General features: G+C 46.1%; 13 protein-coding genes. All 13 read left to right on the top strand.

Going from position 1 to position 16,225, the window contains the following annotated elements:
• Nucleotides 1-19 precede the first annotated feature (19 nt).
• Nucleotides 20-232, top strand: a complete 213-nt coding sequence (locus MHI38_RS28285; RefSeq protein WP_312027659.1) for a DUF5662 family protein — start codon at nt 20-22, stop codon at nt 230-232.
• 117 nt (nt 233-349) lie between these two features.
• Nucleotides 350-838: a DinB family protein gene (locus MHI38_RS28280; RefSeq protein ID WP_186811700.1), complete on the top strand. Its 489-nt coding sequence runs from the start codon at nt 350-352 to the stop codon at nt 836-838.
• Nucleotides 835-1,770, top strand: coding sequence for an acetamidase/formamidase family protein (locus tag MHI38_RS28275; RefSeq protein ID WP_341181985.1), 936 nt, complete (start codon nt 835-837; stop codon nt 1,768-1,770). The genes MHI38_RS28280 and MHI38_RS28275 overlap by 4 nt, the downstream gene beginning before the upstream one ends.
• Before the next feature lie 105 nt (nt 1,771-1,875).
• A complete protein-coding gene (locus tag MHI38_RS28270; protein ID WP_341181984.1) occupies nt 1,876-2,466 on the top strand; it encodes an HAD-IA family hydrolase in 591 nt (196 codons plus the stop codon).
• Between the two features lie 382 nt (nt 2,467-2,848).
• Nucleotides 2,849-4,240: an ABC transporter substrate-binding protein gene (locus MHI38_RS28265; protein ID WP_341181983.1), complete on the top strand. Its 1,392-nt coding sequence runs from the start codon at nt 2,849-2,851 to the stop codon at nt 4,238-4,240.
• Between the two features lie 34 nt (nt 4,241-4,274).
• The gene (locus MHI38_RS28260) at nt 4,275-5,681 is read left to right on the top strand and encodes an ABC transporter substrate-binding protein (protein WP_341181982.1); all 1,407 of its coding nucleotides are present in this window, start codon (nt 4,275-4,277) and stop codon (nt 5,679-5,681) included.
• 147 nt (nt 5,682-5,828) lie between these two features.
• Nucleotides 5,829-8,702 carry an extracellular solute-binding protein gene (locus MHI38_RS28255; protein ID WP_186812291.1) on the top strand — a complete coding sequence of 958 codons (2,874 nt, stop codon included), beginning with the start codon at nt 5,829-5,831 and terminating at the stop codon, nt 8,700-8,702.
• Nucleotides 8,703-8,774: 72 nt separating this feature from the next.
• Nucleotides 8,775-9,680, top strand: a complete 906-nt coding sequence (locus MHI38_RS28250; protein WP_240037208.1) for a carbohydrate ABC transporter permease — start codon at nt 8,775-8,777, stop codon at nt 9,678-9,680.
• 3 nt (nt 9,681-9,683) lie between these two features.
• Nucleotides 9,684-10,547: a carbohydrate ABC transporter permease gene (locus tag MHI38_RS28245; RefSeq protein ID WP_090920933.1), complete on the top strand. Its 864-nt coding sequence runs from the start codon at nt 9,684-9,686 to the stop codon at nt 10,545-10,547.
• A 23-nt stretch (nt 10,548-10,570) separates the two neighbouring features.
• Nucleotides 10,571-12,004, top strand: coding sequence for a gluconolactonase (locus tag MHI38_RS28240; protein ID WP_341181981.1), 1,434 nt, complete (start codon nt 10,571-10,573; stop codon nt 12,002-12,004).
• Complete coding sequence (locus MHI38_RS28235; RefSeq protein WP_090920930.1) at nt 11,991-12,614, top strand: Yip1 family protein; 624 nt, start codon at nt 11,991-11,993, stop codon at nt 12,612-12,614. Before MHI38_RS28240 ends, MHI38_RS28235 begins: the two co-directional genes overlap by 14 nt.
• A gap of 22 nt (nt 12,615-12,636) precedes the next feature.
• Nucleotides 12,637-15,309, top strand: a complete 2,673-nt coding sequence (locus MHI38_RS28230; RefSeq protein WP_154983818.1) for a DUF5696 domain-containing protein — start codon at nt 12,637-12,639, stop codon at nt 15,307-15,309.
• On the top strand, nt 15,306-16,205 hold the full coding sequence (locus MHI38_RS28225) for a carbohydrate ABC transporter permease (RefSeq protein WP_090920925.1): 900 nt from the start codon (nt 15,306-15,308) through the stop codon (nt 16,203-16,205). The genes MHI38_RS28230 and MHI38_RS28225 overlap by 4 nt, the downstream gene beginning before the upstream one ends.
• Nucleotides 16,206-16,225: the final 20 nt, after the last annotated feature.

Raw genomic sequence — 16,225 nt, 5'->3', positions numbered from 1 at the left:
GGAATAGCCAGCTGGGGGGATGACCATGCTTTCTGCCTATTGGAGGTATTTCTTATATGTAACTGAACATAAGTTGAACGTTTTCATTGAGTGCTGGCATGAAGGGTTATATTTGCAAGGGATATTTCATGATTTAACGAAATTTTGTCCTCACGAATTTTTTCCTTATGCAATCAAGTTCTATTCGGACCGTAAAGATGAAGTCACAGAACTAAGGTGGAAGAAGGCATGATGAACTCGGAAGATATTATTTTGCATCCAAAGACGAGAGAATCGCTTGAACAGTTGCTTACTAGAAAGGGCGAATCGTGATGATTCATCTTCTACAAAGAGAAGGGGGAAGTTTGGTGTGAACAAAGAAACGGAACAACTGCTTTTAGCTTTTGAAGAATGGACGCTATTTGTCAAAACGTTGAGTCGTCTCGAAGAAAAGACCTGGAATTCCAGTCTAGAAAAAGGAAAGTGGACGATCAAATCCATCGTAAGCCATATGATGTTATGGGATCGATATTTTTACAAGGAAGCGATTGAGAAGATTGCCCTGAATCAGCAGATTACGTTGAAGCATCTGGATTTTGATGAGTTTAATCGCAAAGCTGTGGAGTACGGGAACCGCACAGAGCCGTCCGAAATTGTCGACAAGGCGATCACTTACCGTCACAAAATTATGAATGATATTCGAGGGTTATCGGAGGAACAGCTTTATCAACGATATGTGGATCCAGAGAACAAGGATAATGTATTTTACATTCCCCAATACCTTAAAGATTTTATATGGCATGACCAGCATCATATGGAGCCGTTAAAACAATATCTGGCCGGGGAGGGATTGTTGTGAGTATTCATACGATTACATTGGCTCAGGAAAATCTGATTGGTTCATTTACGGATGAGGTAACGCCGATTTTAAAGATCAAGTCAGGTGATTCCATACGTTTTCAGACGCTGGACGCAGGTTGGGGCACGGGAGTAAGTTATGCGAAACGGATCAAACCTTTTCCACGACAAGGTGAAAAAGATGGAGGGCACGCCTTAATCGGCCCAATCTATATTGAAGAGGCGAAGCAGGGAAAGACACTCGAGATCATTTTCAATGAGATTATACCAGGCAGTTACGGGTTTACTTCCGCAGGTGGATATCCCAACTGGCAGAATCAGAAATTGCATCTAACAGAGGTCCAAGAACTGTCTCTAAATTGGACACTTGATCGACAAGCGATGAGTGGCTCTTGTGAGGTACGGGGCAAGTCATACAGCGTATCCTTAAATCCATTCATGGGTGTCGTAGGCATGCCGCCAGAATCAAGAGGAATTCATACGACCTGGCCGCCGCGATATTGTGGAGGGAACATCGACTGCAAGGAACTAGTACAGGGAAGTAAGTTATATCTGCCTGTTCCTGTAGATGGGGGTTATCTGGCCATTGGTGATGGTCATGCACGGCAAGGCGATGGAGAAGTCAGCTGTCAGGCGATTGAATGTGCCATGGAGCTTGTAGATCTCACAGTGAATGTCATAGAGGATATAAAGCTGACCAATCCACGTGCGCATACGCCTTCTGGATGGATTACCTTTGGTTTTGATGAGGACTTGAATGAAGCAACGGTTCAAGCGTTGGATGGCATGTTAGACCTGATGGGCGAGTTATATGGCCTGGAGCGGGTAGAAGCGATTGCGCTGGGAAGCGCAGTGATTGATCTGCGTATCACGCAAATTGTGAATGGTGTGAAAGGCGTGCATGCCTTTCTGCTCCACGATGCTTTTAAGTGATTTGAAACGGTTATGCTGCTTATACAAATTGAATAGATGATTTACATAATCACGGAGTGGACACATCTTTAATTCAGTATTATCAATGAACCGGAGGTTGATGTGATGAGAGACAAGCCACAGCTTGTTTTAGATATTGCAGGTGTGTTGTTAAGTAATATGTCGTTAATGTGCTGGAAAGAAATGATTCAGGAAACGAACCTGTCAGCAGATCAATTAAAAATGCATTTTGGGAGCATTAAGAAACAGCTTTGGACTGGGAAAATGAAGGAAGAAGAGTTTTGGATTTCCTTAGGCGAAATGTTTCCTGAATTACCGATCGGCCGAGCAAGAGACATCCTATTTGATTCAATCGTTCCGTTACCTGCTGCTGGGTACCTTGAGCGCTGGAGTGAGTCCGCCGATATTCATCTACTTAGCAATCATTGCAGCGAATGGATACAACCGAATCTGGATAGCTTAAGCCATTATGCAAAAAGTGTAACGATCTCGAATCAAGTAGGTTTATGCAAACCGGAGATTGAAATATATCAACTGGTTGAAACGCATCTGGCAGGTGGAGTAGACGTACTGTTTATTGATGACCAAGAGAAAAATTTGCATTCGGCTAAACACCTCGGATGGAAGACATTGTTGGCGGATGAAGAGGGGAAATGGACTCAAGAAGTAGAATCATTCATAAATTTTCAAATTTAAATTCGTATTTCATATATTACTGAAGCCCTCTACGTTGTCATTTAGTCTGATGTTAGAGGGTTTTGAAGATTTATCCCCTTTAAGTGTTATGTTTTCCTTAAATTGTGCGGAATGAATCAGGAGGGATCAAAATATTCTAAATAATAACAGAATATGTATTGACCCAAGGCTTTTCATGATACTATAATGAAATGGGTTTCATGAAATCCGTTTCATTAACTCCTAACAATTTCGTAAGCGCTTTCTGATGAAGGGGGTTGGCAGGTTTTCAAGTTCCCATCCGTGACAGCCTTGTGATGAATTAAGTCACTCGAGGAAGTCATCCAAGTATGATGCAAGCTTGATTCATCTTTATCTAACTTTGAGGGGGAGCGTGTGAAAGATGAAGTTTGTGAGAAAGAAGAGGTTCAGCCTGTTGGTGATTTTCACCTTACTGGTAACCATTATTGCTGGTTGCAGTGGTGGAAGTACACCATCTGATACAGCGACCCAGCCACCGGCGGATAAAAACAAAGAAGCGGCAGTCGAACCTGTACAGGAAAAACAGGAGCCTAAGGTGGATTTGAACGGCAGAGCTGTTCGCATATCGAACTGGTGGGATGCATCTCCCAAAGGAGATTCGGAGGCAGATGAGCGCGCTCGTGAACGAATCAAAAATGTAGAAGAGAAATACAACGTTAAAATTTCTTACTTGAATACAGATTACGGAGCAACATCCGAGAAAATTTCTTCATCCGTGATGGCGAATGAACCATTTGCAGAGATTGTGCGTGTGCCTGACGGTAATATTTGGGGTCTTATGCAGGGCGGATTCCTTACACCACTGGACGAATATCTGAAGGATACGCAGATCAAGCCGGATGTCATCGATTCGATGCGATTTGGCAGTGATAAAGTATATGGACTGACGGGTTGGTATACCCCGAATGACAGCGGAATGTTTTACAATAAACGAATATTCAAGGAAGCTGGTTTGAAAGATCCGCAGCAATTGATGGAAGAGGATAACTGGAACTGGGATACGATGCTGGATGCTGTCAAGAAGCTAACCGTAGATAAAAACGGTGACGGCAAGATGGATCAGTATGGTCTGTCGGGTGCGTACTATGTACTTCACGAAATGCTGATTGGAAGCAACGGCGGCAAGATGTATGACGAGGCAACGCAAAAGGCAGCGTTTGATTCACCTGAATCCTTGGAAGCGCTTAACTTTTTGTATAGTCTGTACAACGACCACAAAGTTGTGAAGGCCAATGCCGGTAATGATTGGGAAGACCCATCCAAATTTTTCTCAGAAGGCAACATTGCGATGTACCCTGGCGGATTATGGGAAGTCGAAGGCCGTATTCTGGATAAGTTAAAGGACGACTGGGGTTATGTTTACATGCCTAAAGGTCCAAAAGCAAAAACGTATCTGGATACAGTCAACAGTACAGAAAGTTTTGTTATTCCTAAGGGCGTTAAGGATGCCGATATCATCGTGAAAATTTGGGAAGAGCTTCAGGACTTTGACAACTGGCAGGATAATCACCGTCTGTGGTTAGAAAACATTTTGCCTGACGAAGCTTCGATCGCTAATGCCATGAATGACAACGGACAGGTTGAACGTGTATACGGTGCTCGTGCTGGAGGATTAGGTGTTAAGGAAGCTCTCGGCAGTGTAACCGAAAAGTTCGTGAAAGGTGAAGTGACTCCATCTACAGGTGTTGCTCAGGTCATCGGACCTGCACAGGCAGGAATTCAGAAAGTACTGAAGGGCGAAAAAAGCAAGTAAAGTAAAATCATTTACTTAAGGGAGGCAACCCATGTTGAAAAAATTGATTTCTAACCAAATCATGTTCATCGTTTTGTTTGCCGCTTTGATTATGCTTTTGTCTGCATGTAGTGGTTCTAATGATAAACCAGCCGAGCCTGTTGCGACTAAACCAGCTGAGACGGAGACTAACACCACACCTGCCAAGGAAGAAGAGAAGGAAGAGGCTGTGCCAGCTCCTGATTTGAACGGACGGGTCATTCGCATATCTCACTGGTGGGATGCCACTCCCCAAGGGGATTCAGAGTCAGATGAACTGGCGCGTGAGCGAATCAAAATGGTGGAAGAAAAATATAACGTGAAAATCAAGTATCTGAACACCGAATACTGGTCTACATCTGAAAAACTGTCTTCCTCCGTGCTTGCGAACGAGCCTTTTGCGGAAATTGTCCGCATTCCTGATGGTTTCATCTGGGGACTTATGCATGGTGGATTCCTGACCACGCTGGATGATTATCTCAAAGACACTCGGGTCGAGAAGGATGTTGTGGACTCGATGCGCTTTGGCGGTGACAAGGTGTATGGTCTCGAAAGCTGGTATACACCGAACGAAAGCGGCTTGTTCTATAACAAGCGGATTTTCAAGGAAGCGGGTTTAAAAGACCCACAGCAGTTAATGGATGAGGATAATTGGAACTGGAATACGATGCTGGATGCAGCCAAAAAGCTAACCGTTGACCGCAATGGTGACGGTAAAATGGATCAATACGGTCTGGCTGGAGCACATTACGTGCTTTCGGAAATGCTGATCGCCAGCAACGGCGGCAAACTGTACGATGAGCAGACAGGCAAAGTGACGTTTAATTCTCCCGAAGCGATGGAAGCGCTCAACTTCCTGCATAGCTTGTACACCGAGCATAAAGTGATCAAAGCCAACGGAGGCAACGACTGGGAAGATCCAGCCAAATATTTCGGAGAAGGCACGATTGCAATGTATCCTGGTGGACTCTGGGAGGTTGAAGGCCGGATTGTAGATAAGCTGAAGGATGAGTGGGGATATGTTTATATGCCTAAGGGCCCTAAAGCGAACTCTTACTATGAACCATTCGGTCAGACGGCAGCTTATGTTATTCCGAAAGGTGTTAAGGATGCAGATGTGATCGTGAAGATCTGGGAAGATCTGCAAGACTTTGATAACTGGCAGGATAACCGCAGACTGTCTCTTGAAAATATTTTACCGGATGAAACTTCAATCGCGAATGCGATGAATGATGATGGCAAGGTACAACGTTTATTTGGCGGACGCTTCGGCGGTCTGGGTATCAAAGAGCAATTGGACAGCGTAACCGAGAAATTTGTGAAAGGTGAAATTACACCTTCCACAGGTATTGCACAAGTCATTGCACCTGCTCAGGCTGCGGCGAAAAAAGTACTAAGCGGTGAGCAAGACAAGAAAAAATAATGGATATAAGTTGACGGCCTCATATCTGTTCTCGGTTAGCCGGGAAACAAATTTGCAGGCCGTCCATCTGATTACGTTTAAGAGAGTCAGTTAAAGGAGGGGCATTGGGTGAAATTCACATTATCCCGAGTGACGATTGTCGTCGTCATGGTCATGCTCGTCGTGGTGTACGCGATATTTAGTTCCGGTGCGAGCGGTAATTCCAAATCCGGAAATCGAACATCAGATCCGAGCCGTGTGATGCCGATATCGGAGTCTGCTGCGGAGGGTAGCTATGATTATTATCTGCAGCAATACCAGAACGAGAAGCGGCCTTCCAGAGAAATTGTCATTCAGGGAGCAGATTACACAGCTGCTGAAGGAATGAAACCAGAGATGATCACAGAGCTCGGCGGCGAAACGGGCAAGTTTATACGAACAGAGGAGAGCGGTTCCATGCAATGGGACGTGGATGTTCCGGAATCCGGCATGTATCACATGACGTTGCGTTATTACCCGATTCAAGGAAAGAGCTCTGCGATCGAACGCGAGTTATGGATTGATGGGGAGATCCCTTTCAACAGTGCACGCAACATGAGCTTTCATCGGGTTTGGGTCAATGAAAAATCCGAAATTGAGCAAGACAATAGAGGCAATGACTTGCGTCCGCGTCAGATTGAAGCACCCATGTGGCAGGAGTCCATCCTGAGAGATAAAGAAGGCTATTATGAAGAGCCGTACCAGTTTTATTTTTCAGCAGGGAAACACTCCATAAAGCTTGTATCGACACGGGAGCCGATGGTCATTGATTCGATCAAACTACATCATTACGAAGAGCCGCCATCCTATGCGGAACTGAAGCAGGAGTACGAATCGAAAGGATACGCGGAAACAAGCGGACACTTGATCAAAGTTCAAGGGGAACAGGCCGCAACCAAGTCATCACCGACCTTGTATCCGATTACAGATCGATCCAGCACCTCAACAGAACCTTATGATGTTTCCAAAATCAGAATGAACACCATTGGTGGGAACAACTGGCGTGTGCCGGGGCAATGGATTGCATGGGAAATGGATGTTCCGGAGGATGGCTTATATAAAATTGCAATCAAAGGCAGACAGGAATTGCTGAGAGGCATATATTCCACACGCTCGTTGCAGATCGATAACCAAACGCCATTCAAAGAGATGATGCAGATTCCATTCTTCTATGATTCGGATTGGCAGATGCATGTGCTTGGGAGCGAGGAAGAGCCGTATTTATTTTATTTAACCAAAGGAAAACATGATTTGCGGCTTGAGGTCAGTCTTGGGGCCATTGCGCCTTTGATCCGTCAGGTTGAAGCCAGCGTGCTTGAGATCAATGCGATGTATCGAAAAATTCTGATGATCACAGGCAATGTGCCTGACCCATATCGCGATTATCAATTAGAGAAGCAGATTCCAGATATGGTGGAAGTATTTCATAAGCAAAGCGATATCTTGAATGCGGTTTCTGAAGAATTAATTCGTCTAACAGGTGAAAAGAGTGATAAAACCGCGATTTTGAATAAAACCGCTTATCAACTGGCTGATCTGGCTGACAAACCGGAAACGGTTCAGAAACGGTTATCTCAATTCAAAATCAACGTCGGAAGTGTCGGTTCTTGGCTTCTGGAAGTTCGGGAGCAACCGCTGGAAATTGACTATCTGCTCTTAGCTTCCCCTGATGAGAAGTTGCCAAACGCAAATGATTCGGCCTTCCGCAAAGCAGGGCATGAGGTTTCGTCTTTCTTCCATTCTTTCTTTGAAGATTACGACACCATCGGTAGCACAGCGGATGAAGATAAATCCGTTACCGTCTGGATTGGTACAGGCCGCGACCAGGCGCAGGTATTAAAAGCGATGATTGATGACACGTTTACACCGCTGACAGGCATTAGTGTCAATCTCAAGCTGGTCAATGCCGACGTGTTGCTCCGCGCCTCCCTTGCAGGAGAAGGACCGGATGTGGCGATGCAAGTAGGCAATGATGTGCCGGTTAACTTCGGGATGCGGCATGCGGCAGAGGATCTGTCTACGTATCCGGGGTACCACGAATTGATCAAACAGTTCAGGGACAGTGCCATGGTTCCTTATCAATTTGAGGATCAAGTATTTGCCCTACCGGAACAGCAAATATTCAATATGTTATTTTACCGGAAAGATATTCTGGAACAGCTTGACCTTGAGCCACCTCAGACGTGGGAAGATGTGTATGCCATGATTCCGGTGCTGCAGAAGCATAACATGGAAATGGCACTGCCGCTTGCTCAAACCACAGGTGTACCGGTACTCGAAGTAAACCGGGCGTATGCAATGCTGCTCTATCAAATGGGTGGTTCATTCTATTTAGACCAAGGTGCCAGAAGTGGTATGGATACGGAAACGGGGCTGGAAGCGTTCAAAGAATGGACGAATTTTTATACCAGTTATAAACTTCCGCTCACCTTTGATTTCCCGATGCGCTTTAGAACAGGTGAAATGCCAGTGGGCATTATGGATTACACCTTCTACAACTATTTGTCTGTATCTGCGCCAGAGATCAAAGGATTATGGGAGTTTATCCCGGTTCCAGGAATCAAGCAGAAGGACGGAAGCATCAAACGGGATGTGGCTAGTGGTGGCACGGCGACGGTCATGCTGAAACAATCCAAACATAAGGATGCGGCATGGGAATTCATGAAATGGTGGGTTAGTAAGGATGCACAAGTTCGATTCGGACGGGAAATGGAAGGTCTGATGGGAGCTGCGGCGCGCTATCCGACAGCCAACATTGAAGCATTACAGGAATTGCCTTGGCCAATCCGCGATTATCGCAGTTTGGAAGAACAATGGGAGTGGGTGCAGGGCGTGCCTGAAGTGCCTGGAGGTTACTTTACAGGTCGCCATCTGGACAATGCCTTGCGTGAGGTCGTGAATAACGGTACCAATTCCACGGATGCCATCTATGATTATGTGCAGGAAATTAACTACGAAATTCAGCAGAAACGAAAAGAGTTTAAATTGGACGGAATGCGCTAGGGAGGGACTCTTTTGCAAAAGACAGAAATGGTGAACAAAACCGGTTCTCGGCCCAAGCGCACGCCTGCCGGCATGCCGGGGAAATGGGAACTCTTTGTCAGAGATATGAAGCGGGATAAACATCTGTATGTTCTACTATCTCCGTATATGTTGTTGTTTTTACTATTTACCGTGTTTCCCGTCATCATCTCCATTTTCTTCAGCTTTACTAACTTCAATATGCTGGAGTTTCCGCAATGGGTCGGCTGGGAGAACTATTCCAAGCTGCTCTGGAATGATGATGTGTTCTTGATTGGTCTCAAAAATACAATTATTTTCTCGGTGGTCACCGGCCCAATCAGCTACATCGCTTGTTTTGTATTCGCGTGGCTGATTAATGAGCTGAATCCCAAGGTGAGAGCCTTTATGACCCTGATCTTTTTTGCACCTTCAATTTCAGGCAATGTGTTTTTTATTTGGCAAATTATATTCTCCGGGGATTCATACGGCATTATGAACGGTTTCTTGATGAAAACAGGCATTCTTTACGAACCGATCCTGTGGCTTCAAGATCCGAAATATATGCTGGCGATCATCATGCTAGTGCAGCTGTGGCTCAGCTTGGGAACCAGTTTCCTGGCGTTCATCGCCGGTTTGCAGACCGTGGATCGTACGCTGTATGAAGCAGGAGCAATCGATGGGGTACAAAATCGCTGGCAGGAGTTATGGTACATTACGCTGCCTTCGATGCGGCCTCAGTTGATGTTTGGTGCGGTCATTCAGATTACTGCGTCCTTGGCGGTTGCCGAAGTTGCTACGGCGCTAGCAGGGTTCCCAAGTGTGCAGTACGGTGCGCATACGATCGTCACTCACTTGATGGATTACGGAACGATCCGCTTCGAAATGGGTTATGCGTCTGCCATTGCAACGGTGTTGTTCGGTCTGATGCTGGGTTCCAACCTGCTTGTACAAAAGCTTCTGAAGAGAGTGGGGGAATAGCAGATGAAGATAGCCCTGCGTATGAAACGAAAAATCAACCGATCCTGGCAGGTCGACATCCTGCTGTTCCTGCTACTTGGCGGATTTGGCGCATTTATGGCGGTTCCGCTCATCTATGTCATTAATAATGCGTTTAAACCGCTGGATGAGCTGTTCATTTTCCCGCCAACCCTGTTTGTTCGCAATCCGACGTTCGAGAATTTCTCGGATTTGTTTCAGGTGATGAAAAATTCATGGGTTCCTTTTTCGAGATACATTTTTAATACCGTGTTTATTACTGCGGCGGGTACGTTCGGTCATATCATTCTGGCCTCGGCGGCTGCATACCCACTAGCGAAACATAAATTTCGCGGACACAAGGTGCTGTTTACAGTCATCGTATTGTCGCTTATGTTCTCGCCACATGTCACGGCAATCCCGAATTACATGATCATGTCGACCCTTGGGTGGCTCGACTCGTATCAAGCGATTATTATCCCTGCCTTTGCTTATCCGCTGGGTTTGTATCTGATGAAGCAGTTTATGGAGCAGATCCCGGATGCATTGCTGGAAGCGGCGAAAATGGATGGTGCGAGCGAATACCGGATTTTCATACAGGTTGTTATGCCGCTCGTTAAACCGGCTTGGTTAACCCTGCTAATCCTGATGATGCAGATGCTGTGGGGAACGGATGGCGGCAGTTTTATCTACAGTGAGCAGCTCAAAACGATGCATTACGCCATGGGACAGATTGTTCAAGGGGGAATTGCTCGTGCAGGGGTAGGCGCTGCAGTAGCGGTCATCATGATGACGGTGCCGATCGTGACGTTTGTATTGTCGCAGAGCAATGTCATTCAAACGATGGCTTCATCCGGCATGAAGGATTAAGGGAGAGGGTGTTACAGATGAGAGTGAAATCATGGCTAATCGTTCTGGCAGCTTCCCTGCTGATTGCCGGATTCGGACATAACCAGGCTCATGCGGCACCGTATGAGGGATATACCTACAACTATTGGGGAGATGCGGTGAAGTCACCGATTGCGTTTCTTCCCTCCAGAGTAATCACAGGGGATGAGGCCGGAACAGGAGCATGGCAGTCTCCGCTGGATTTATATGCTGCGAAAGATGGCTTGCTCTATATTCTGGATTCAGGCAATGGACGGATCGTTGTCTTGAACGAGAAATGGGAAACGGTTCGGGTCATTCAAGAGTTTAACCATGACGGTAAAAAGGACAGCTTTAACAATCCTGAGGGACTTTTTGTGACGGAAGCAGGTCAAATCTACGTTGCGGATACCGAAAACAGACGAATCGTAGAGTTGAATCAAGATGGTACTTTTGTGCGGGCCATCGGTGCACCAGAGTCGGATGTGCTTAGTGATACGTTTGAATACTTTCCTCGCAAGGTTATCGTGGACAAAGCTGGACGGATCTACGTGGTTGGTCGCGGGGTCTTTGAAGGACTGATCGAGTTTGATAGTGACGGACGTTTCACCGGATTTATGGGTACCAATCGAGTGCAGTTTGATCCGGTCGACCTGTTCTGGAAAACCGTATCCACCAAGGAACAACGGGAGAAAATGATTCGGTTTATCCCGCTGGAGTTCAACAACGCGGACATCGATGATGGCGGTTTTATCTACACCACAACAGCGGACAAAAACTCGCTTTCTGCGGTCAAAAGATTGAATCCCTCCGGTATTGACGTACTTCGGGTTAACGGTGAATTTGCACCGGTCGGAGACTTGACCTTCAATCGCTCTTCCTTCGTGGATATCCAGGTGTCCAGTAACGGTGTCTATCGTGCGCTGGATTCAACAAGAGGCCGGGTGTTCACGTATAACGAGGATGGTAATCTGCTCTATGTCATAGGTCAGCTTGGCAACCAGATCGGTACATTCAAAAATCCGGTCGCCATCGAAAGCTATGGGGACGCTATCTACGTACTGGATCGGGATCTCGGGCGAATTACGGAGTTCAAGGCAACAACGTTTGGAAGCCTGGTTAATGAGGCCAATCGGTTGTACAGCTCTGGCAAACATACGGAAGCCGCGAAGTTATGGCAAGAGGTGTTGCGCCTTGACGCGAACTATGAGATGGCCTATATCGGTATCGGCAAATCGATGCTGCGAGAAGGAAAGTACAAGGACGCAATGACCTATCTGAAATTAGGGAATGACCGCGAATACTATTCCAAAGCTTTAGCGAAATATCGGAGAGAATACATGCGTGAATATTTCGGAATGTACATGACTGTAGCAATTGCCTTGCTAATCAGCGTCATCGTCTGGCGCCGGATCGCCAGAACAAGGAATGAGAGGGGGGTCAGAGATGTCGCTAATTAAGGAACTCAAATACTCTCTGCATGTCGCGGTACGTCCTTTTGACGGATACTGGGATTTGAAATATGAAAATAAAGGCAGATTGCGCGTTGCATTGCTAGTGCTTCTGGCTGTCACGATAACGATGATCTTGAAGCGACAGTTTGCCGGGTATGTTGTCAATGATAACTATCCGCTCTCGCTTAATAGTATTAACGAGTTCAAATATATCGTTCTCCCTTTTCTACTCTGGTGTATTTCCAATTGGTCCTTGACTACGCTGATGGACGGGGAAGGTAAGTTCAAAGACATCTTGATTGCAACAGGATATGCGATGCTTCCGCTTATTCTGGTCAACATTCCTAATATTTTGCTGAGTAATGTGATTACGCTGCGCGAATCTTCTTTTTATTACTTGCTGGATTCGTTCGGTGTCATCTGGTTTGTGTGGCTGCTGTTTATTGGAACCAAGACAGTACATCAATACTCGGTCATGAAAACGATTACCACCATGCTGCTTACGCTAGTTGTCATGGGTGTTGTGATCTTCCTGGGCCTGCTTTTCTTCAGCCTGATCCAGCAGATCATCAGTTTCGGTTATACCCTCTTTCAAGAGATTACACTGCGCGAATAGGAGAAGAAGGGAGGTGCCTGATATGAGAAAAAAGCGTACCGCGTTTGCAGCGGTCATCCTTATTGCAAGCTTGTTTATGGCTCAAAATATCAACTATGCGGAATCCGTATCGGAACGTGTGGTAACCACATCTGGCGATTCACAGGAGGCAGATCAGAGTACGGCTACTGAGTCTTCTAAAACACAGGAAACTTTAACAAAACAAGAGTCTACAACGACGGATCCTGAACGTGAGGGGGAAAAGCAATCCGATGCGACCAGCTCTGAACCGCAGACGGCATCTGCGAATCAACAGAAGAACGAAGCCGTAACTGTTCCTGAGGGGATGGAAGTTGTTGCGGAAAAGGATGGCCTGATCCTGTATCTAAAGCCGGAAACGACAGAGATTGCGGTCAAGGATCAGAAGAATGGTGCGATGTGGTTTTCTAACCCGCAGGATCGTGAACAGGATACCATTGCGACCGGTTATAACAAGTCCCAGCTGAATGTGCAATTTGAATTGACGTATTACGATAATACGGGCAATGCGCTCAAATACGATAATTTTACGCACAGTGTAGAGAGTGGTCAGTTTGAAGTTGAAAAAGTAGAGGACGGCTTCAACGTTGTATACACGCTGGGTGAAGTCAAAAGTGATATTGAAGCTATCCCTAAATATATTAGCGAAGAACGTTTTAACACATTAATTCTCGGGAAACTGGAAGAACAAGACCAGAAAGAGATTGAGAAGCGCTTTAAGTATGATGAGCAGAACAAACGCTACGAAAGACGGGATTCATCTCTGAAAGGCGTAGGTTTGTCCAAAGTAACCCGAATTTTCGAGTCTGTCGGCTATGATGAGGCACAGATTGCCATAGACAAAGCGGCCTACGGTGAAGAGGAAAGCGGGAGCGCAAGTGTCATTGTGCCTGTCCAGTATCGGCTGGAGCAAGGACATCTGCGTGTTTCCATTCCGGAAAATGGAATCCAGTATCCAGATACGATGAAAATTCAATCCTTGTCCCTGCTGCCGTTTTTTGGAGCAAGCGGTCCAAAAGATAAAGGATACAGTCTGGTGCCAGACGGATCGGGATCTCTGATTTATTTTAATAATAAAAAAACGTCAGTATCCCCATATAGTACGGCTCTGTATGGAAGTGATCATGCTGTAAATCAGCTCTCCCAGATCCAGAAGGAACAGAAGGCGAGAATGCCGGTGTTTGGTATGAGTTACGGAGACAAAGGATATCTTGCTGTCATTGATAAAGGTGATGCGGTTGCGTCTGTTGAAGCGGATGTCAGCGGAAGATTGAACCAGTACAATACGGTGCATTCCAGTTTTTCACTCAGCAGTATGGAAGAGGTTACCCTGACGAACGGCTGGCGTTCCAGCACAGTCAAACGGTTTCAGGCACAGCCTTTTCATAATGAAATGTCCGTTATCTATGAATTTTTGAGCGCAGATGATGCGAGCTATTCCGGTATGGCCTCGACTTATCGGGATTATCTGACGGAGCAAAAGAATCTCACCCGTTTAGGTGATGATACGGAACTCCCTTTTTACGTGGAATTGATCGGCGGTATCCCGAAGAAAAAGTTTTTCCTCGGCATCCCGTACAATGCTTATGAGTCGCTTACCACGTTCGAAGAGGCACAGGATATTTTAAAAGAAATGCAAAGCCTTGGTGTGGAGGATATCCAGCTTCGGTACTCGGGGTGGTTTAACGGAGGTATGCATCATGATATGCCGAAGTCCATCGATGTTGATAAAAAGCTTGGTGGCGCTAAAGGTTTGCAAAGCCTACAGGCCTATACACAAGAGAATGGTTTTGGATTATATCCGGACGTATCCTTCCTGGAGGCGTTCCCAGAAGCGAAGGGATTCAAAAAATCGTATGCTTCTCGCCAAATTACGGGTAAACTTGCGCAGTTGTTCCCGTACTATATCGCCTCCTTTACACAGGAGAATGAAGCCTCTCCAGGTTATGTCCTGAGTCCGGAAGCGGTGCCGGGCATTGTGAGCGGATTTCTGCAAGATTATAAGGAAACAGGACTTACAGGTCTATCGCTTCGAGATTTAGGCGACCAGCTGAATTCCGACTTCAACCGCGCTAACGTGATCAATCGCGAACAAGCCAAAGAGGTTGTGATGAATCAGCTTGAGCAGGTGCGCAGCTCGGATGCATCGCTTCTCGTAGAGGGCGGCAATAGTTATGCAAGCCCTTATGCCAGACATATCGTAGATGCACCTGTTAGCAACAGCGGGTTTAACATCACCGATGAAGCGGTGCCCTTTTTCCAACTGGTCTATCACGGCTTCGTGCAATATGCAGGGCAGGCCTGGAATATGGCGGATGATCAGGATTCCCATGTACAGATGCTCCGGGCGATCGAAACCGGATCGGCACCGTATTACACGTGGTTCTATGCAGATCCATCTGCGATCAAACTGACGAGTTTTGACGCGTTATATTCAGCCGATTATCGGCGCTGGATCGAGGAATCAGCAGAGCGATATAAGGAACTTAGGAATGTGTTGCAAGATGTACAGAATCAAACGATTGTTAAACATGAGAAGCTGGCTAAGGGTGTTTATCAAACGACTTACGAAAAAGGTAAAACGGTCATTGTGAATTACAACGATGCTGCTGTGGAGTGGAATGGCACACGTGTGGCAGCGAAGAGCTACTGGGTAGGAGGTGACATGCCGGAATGAAACTTAAGAAATTATCCCTAGAGCAAAAAAACAGATATTACGGTTTGTATTTCATCCTGCCTTGGTTCATCGGTTTCTTGTTACTTTTCATGGTGCCGCTGATCTCTTCGTTCCGATACAGTCTGAGCAATCTGCAGGTGTCCAATGAAGGGTTTACGCTGGAGTTTATCGGTTTGGCGAATTTCCGTGAGGCGTTATTCTCTCATGAATCCTATGTGAGGATGTTGACGGAATCTGTAATCAATATTGTCGTAAATACACCGTTAATCATTATTTTCAGCCTGTTTTTTGCGGTGATTCTGAATCAGAAGTTTCATGGAAGGGTGCTGGCGAGAGCGATTTTTTTCCTTCCGGTTATTTTGGCTTCGGGTATTATTGCGAGTATCGAAAACGGGGATTTGATGCAATCCGTTGTACGTAGTGCCAACGATATGACGGGCGGTGGACTGTCCGTGATGAAAAATCTGGATCTGACCATTATGTTGCTTGAATCCGGCATGAGTCCGATTTTGGTCGAATATCTGACAGGTGCGGTTAGCCGGATATACGAGATTGTCAGTCAATCAGGCGTCCAGATTCTAATTTTCCTTGCCGGTTTGCAGTCGATTTCTCCATCACTGTATGAAGCAGCCAAAATCGAAGGATCTACAGGCTATGAAGCCTTTTGGAAAATTACGTTCCCGATGCTAAGCCCGTTGATTCTGACGAATCTGGTGTATACCATCGTGGATAGCTTCATCAGTGATCAGACGAGCCGACTTGTGGTGGATACGGCCTTCAAAAGCTTTAACTTCGGGCTCAGTGCGGCGATGTCCTGGATGTATTTTGCTGTGATTGCACTGATTCTCTGGGTAACGACCGCCTTGGTATCCCGCAAGGTCTTTTATCAAAACTAGTATTCTGAAGGAGGCCTGAC

Source organism: Paenibacillus sp. FSL K6-1558 (assembly GCF_038002565.1).
Taxonomy (GTDB): domain Bacteria; phylum Bacillota; class Bacilli; order Paenibacillales; family Paenibacillaceae; genus Paenibacillus; species Paenibacillus polysaccharolyticus.
The sequence above is the reverse complement of the archived record's forward strand: the minus strand, read 5'-3'. Positions and strand labels throughout refer to the sequence as shown.